Source organism: Thermogemmatispora sp. (assembly GCF_042408735.1).
Lineage (GTDB): Bacteria > Chloroflexota > Ktedonobacteria > Ktedonobacterales > Ktedonobacteraceae > Thermogemmatispora.
Window position 1 is genome coordinate 1 of record NZ_JBHOQV010000038.1, and the last position, 4,563, is coordinate 4,563.

The following is a 4,563-nucleotide window of genomic DNA, read 5'->3' on the forward strand; positions in this document are numbered from 1 at the left end:
CACATAAAAATGCTGGCTATATATTGCAGAAATTCTCAGAAGGTACTATCCTTTGATAGATAGAGAAGCCCGGTTCCTTGGCACGTTTTACCCAGGGGGGTATTGACAAGGATTTATATCATAGTTCATGATAAAGACGGAAGTCAAGCTCTTCCATCCATAATAAGCTCTTCAATTAGTGGGCCACCAGGAGTTGCAGGCTGATAGGTATATGAGAGTACCTATTAAGCAAGCATTAGCTGCTAATTTGAGATAAAGGTGCGGAGCCTTCGGCGATGACTGAACTATCCGGGGCAGCTCCACAGGGCATCAGCTTGACCGCGCACCTGACTGCGGCAGCTCGCGCTCGCGAGAGTCAGCGAGCGGATCGTCTCTTTCACGATCCCTGGGCCGCCTTGCTGGCCAGCAGTGAGGGATTCAGTATTCTTGAAAAGGGCGAGGACAAGGGAGCCTCGATCATTGTACGTACTCGCTATTTTGATGAATGGCTGCAGCGTTTGACCCATGAGGAGGGTCTGTGTCAGATCGTGCTGCCAGCCGCTGGTCTCGACACGCGGGCTTTTCGCCTCGACTGGCCACCAGCCACCCACTTCTTTGAAATTGATTTGCCCGCCGTTGTGGAGTACAAGGAGGCTCGGCTCCAGGACCATCAAGCTCAGGCTCGCTGCCAGCGCACTGTCCTGGCAGCAGACTTGATGTCCGCCGACTGGGAGGAGCGGTTGATAGAAGCTGGCTTTCGTTCAGAGCTTCCCTCGATCTGGTTGATAGAGGGCCTCTTCTTTTATATCCCTCTGGAACAGACGCGCCTGCTGCTCAGTCGGATTAGCCGCCTGGCCGCTCCAACTAGCTGGCTCGGCTTCGACGCGATCCATAGTGCCCTGCTCTCCTCACCGCTGACCCATTCGCGCATCCAGCTGACGAGGAAGAACAGGGCCCCCTGGATCGGGGCAATCGATGATCCAGTCGCCTTCCTGGCACCCTTTGGCTGGCAGGCCAGCTTCGTATCAAATGCGCGCAAGGGTTACGAGTATGGAAGAGCGATCTTTCCTTTTATTCCACCGGAAAGGCTGACTAGTGACACGGAAAAGCTCTACCATATGCTCGTCACTGCCAGGCGTTTCAATTAGGAACAGTTAGAGAAGAGAAAGCATATTTTATCGATTACGGCATGAGCGTTCGTTTGAAACGGTTAACCCTGCAGAAGAATGCGCAGCTCACACTAGCTCAGAAGAGCCTACGTTGCTGTCAGCCTGCAACCGGAGAAGGGTGCCACCCCCTCACGAGGAAGACCAGACCAGCCAGCCTCTCTTCCATAGGGAGCCCTTCAGCCAGCGAATCCAGAGCTAGTCAACCGGAAGCAGCTTGTCGCACGAATCAATTAACGTTACAGCCGACGAGGAACTGCTCCTTGAGAGGACACAGGGCCACCTCCAGGGAGCAAAGGAGCAGCTGAATGAGCATCGTCATACACGTGGAGCAGCTTACCAAGTCATTTATACGCAACGATCGCGAGATTTTGGTTTTGCACAACGTAAACCTGGAAATCGAAAGCGGCAGCTTTGTCGTGATTGCCGGTCCGAGCGGCTGCGGCAAGACAACGCTGCTCAATATTGTAGCAGGACTTCTGGCGCCAGGTTCCGGAATGGTCTATTACAAGGGCACCCCTATCAGCGGGCCGCGGCTAGAGATGGGCTATCTGACCCAGAAAGATACCCTGATGCCCTGGAGAACGGTTGAGCGCAACGTCGAAATGCCGCTGGAGATCAGAGGAGTACCAGCGGCAGAGCGGCGTCGGCGCGCAGCTGAGTTCATCCGCCTGGTTGGTCTGGAGGGTTTCGAAAAGCTTTATCCCCATGAGCTGTCGGGGGGCATGCTGCGCCGGGCAGGTCTGGCGCGTATGCTGGTAACTATGCCTGAGACGCTCTTGATGGACGAGCCTTTTGCCGCCCTCGACGCGCAACTGCGTTTGGAGCTTCAGAACGAGTTGCTCTCGCTATGGTCGCGACAGCGCTCCAGCGTGCTTTTTGTAACCCATGATCTGGAGGAGGCGATTATCCTGGGTGATCGCGTGGTGATCCTGGGTACAGGGGGACAGGTCATCGCCGATGAGCCTGTCTTATTACCACGTCCCCGCAACGCTGCACACATCCGGTTCCGCCCAGAATTCATCAGTCTGCATCGACGCCTGTGGGATGCATTGATGGAGTCGCGCCAGCAAGTGCAACGGCAAGAGGTGAGGCTATGAGTCTGGTGAATCAGTTCAGATCGGAGCAGCCGAGGTCGGCGCTTGTTGCTCCCTCGGCTCTGGTTAGACAGACCCAGCAGCGCAAGCAACATCAGCAGTGGCTGATCTATGGGGCTCGTCTGTTGCTGGTGATAGGAGTGCTGCTCTTCTGGCAGTTTGGTTCTGGGACGCTGCTCGACTCGTCCTTCCTAAGCAATCCGTTGGCGATCTTGCACCAGACAATCATCTGGCTCAGCGATGGCACGCCCTGGTACGAGAGCACACTGGTGATGAACACGGCCGTCACCTTGGAAGAGACACTGCTAGGTCTGCTGTTCGGGATCATTAGCGGCCTCATTCTGGGCTTCCTCTTTGGGCTTCAGCCGACGCTGGAGCGCATTTTTAGCCCTTTCATCATTGTTCTGAACAGTATTCCCAAGATCGCCCTGGCGCCGCTCTTCATCCTTTGGCTAGGAATCGAGATTCCGATGAAGGTCGTTCTGGCGGCAGTGACGGTCTTTTTCTTGATCTTCCTGAACACTCTCAATGGAGTGCGCAGCGTTGATCAGCATCTTATCGATGCAGTGCGTTTAATGGGAGGAAGGAAGCGCGATGTAATTTTTAAGGTAATTTTGCCGTCGGCCACCGGCTCGGTACTAACAGGTTTACATGTGGCAATCCCCTACGCCCTGATCGGAGCTATCGTCGGGGAGCAAATCGGGGCTAATCGCGGCATCGGCTACCTTATTCAGTCCTGCGGCGAAGCCTTCAACCCCGCGGGTGTCTTTTCGGCCCTATTGGTATTGACGCTGATTGCTGCTCTTCTGAACGCCATCGTCAACTTGATTGATCACAAGACGTCTCATTGGAAGGCTAGTTTGAAGCTCTCTAGCAGCAATCAGTCTTAATTCCTTCATTGTCCCAGTCAGACAAGAAGCTTCAGAGCTACAGTTATTGCTGTTGCTTGTGGAGCAGCGGCGAGCAGAAATCGGATCGATACAGATCCTAGTTCTCTGATCACAAGTTGCTGTCAGGATGACTGGTAACATAGTCATCCGGATGGCTGAAGAGAATCAAAGATTAGCTGGAGGACCTAGTCATGTCAGAAAGGATTCAGATTACTCCTAAAGAGCTAATTGGCCCAACCGCCTATCTCACAGCAGCAGCTCGCGCTTACGAGAGCCAGCGCCCAGATCGGCTTTTCGATGATCCCTGGGCGGCCGCGCTGGCCGGTCACGAAGGGAAGAGACGCTTTGATCCCATCGAGGACAAAGGAAGTTCTATTATCGTACGTACGCGCTATTTCGATGAGTGTCTGCAACGTCTGGCCTTCGAGGAGGGACTACGCCAAATTGTACTGCCAGCAGCCGGCCTTGATACGCGGGCCTTCCGCCTGAACTGGCCCACCGGCACACGTTTCTTTGAAATTGATCAACCGCTGGTTTTAGATTATAAGGAAGCAATTCTTCAAGCCCAACAGGCTCAGCCGCGCTGTGAACGCCTGGTGGTTATGGCGGACCTGGCAGAGGCCGATTGGAGCAATGCCCTGCTACAGGCGGGTTTTGATCCAACCTCTCCTTCAGTCTGGCTCGTCGAGGGTTTACTTTTCTACTTGTCCTCCGAGCATATCAATCAACTTATTGGACAAATAAGTATTCTTGCTGCTCAAGATAGCTGGATAGGATTTGATGCTATACACAGTGCCATGCTTGCATCACCTGTTATGCAGGCTAGAATTGAGCGTGTAGCTCGCTTCGGTTCCCCCTGGATTGGTGCTATTGATGATCCTGTGTCTTTCCTGGCCTCCTTTGGCTGGGAAGCCACTTTCGTGCCCACTGTGTATAAGGGTCATGAGTACGGACGAGCTATTTTCCCTTTCATTCCACCTGAAGAATTGACCCCTGAGAGTGAAAAGCTCTACCACATGCTGGTTACGGGACGTCGCAGAAGGCAATAAGCTGGTACAACAAGAGAGACTGGGCGTCTGTAAACAGACCATATTTCTATGATCGTGATCGGGAGGAAACATGAGAGATCAGACCCACAAGCAAGGGTGGCCAGCCGTGCTTATTCTGATAGCGGCTCTGCTCGGCCTTTCGGGATGTAGCTTTGGACCTGCTACCAACTTCAAAGACGACATGAAGCTAAAAGTGGCGGTTGATGGCTTCTCAGCCCCGTTCCTACCGGCCTTTGTTGCTCTCGATAAGGGCTACTTCCAGGCCCAGGGCCTCACCGTCTACCCTACTCCCTTCCAGGTCGAACCCTCCAGCCCGCAGATGGCTGAGGCCGTCCACTCCGGCGCCATCGAGGTCGCCGTCGGCGGCCTGCTCACCGAAGCC

4 protein-coding genes and 1 pseudogene are annotated in these 4,563 nt (G+C 54.1%); all 5 read left to right on the forward strand.

Translation table 11 applies throughout. From position 1 onward, the window contains the following. Nucleotides 1-275: 275 nt before the first annotated feature. Entirely contained in the window at nucleotides 276-1,127 is an 852-nt protein-coding gene (locus ACFMO7_RS02440) for a class I SAM-dependent methyltransferase (protein ID WP_376793942.1), read from the forward strand. Nucleotides 1,128-1,453: 326 nt separating this feature from the next. Continuing rightward, on the forward strand, nucleotides 1,454-2,245 hold the full coding sequence (locus ACFMO7_RS02445; protein WP_376793943.1) for an ABC transporter ATP-binding protein: 792 nt from the start codon (nucleotides 1,454-1,456) through the stop codon (nucleotides 2,243-2,245). Then, nucleotides 2,242-3,132, forward strand: a complete 891-nt coding sequence (locus tag ACFMO7_RS02450; protein WP_376793944.1) for an ABC transporter permease — start codon at nucleotides 2,242-2,244, stop codon at nucleotides 3,130-3,132. Before ACFMO7_RS02445 ends, ACFMO7_RS02450 begins: the two co-directional genes overlap by 4 nt. Before the next feature lie 191 nt (nucleotides 3,133-3,323). Further along, nucleotides 3,324-4,181, forward strand: coding sequence for an SAM-dependent methyltransferase (locus tag ACFMO7_RS02455; RefSeq protein WP_376793945.1), 858 nt, complete (start codon nucleotides 3,324-3,326; stop codon nucleotides 4,179-4,181). Nucleotides 4,182-4,251: 70 nt separating this feature from the next. Further along, a pseudogene (locus ACFMO7_RS02460) lies at nucleotides 4,252-4,563 on the forward strand (hypothetical protein); the annotation flags it as partial.

Coding starts and splice junctions, on each gene's coding strand:
- ACFMO7_RS02455 (WP_376793945.1), top strand. CDS start 3,324: ATGTCAGAAAGGATTCAGATTACTCCTAAAGAGCTAATTGGCCCAACC.
- ACFMO7_RS02445 (WP_376793943.1), top strand. CDS start 1,454: ATGAGCATCGTCATACACGTGGAGCAGCTTACCAAGTCATTTATACGC.
- ACFMO7_RS02450 (WP_376793944.1), top strand. CDS start 2,242: ATGAGTCTGGTGAATCAGTTCAGATCGGAGCAGCCGAGGTCGGCGCTT.
- ACFMO7_RS02440 (WP_376793942.1), top strand. CDS start 276: ATGACTGAACTATCCGGGGCAGCTCCACAGGGCATCAGCTTGACCGCG.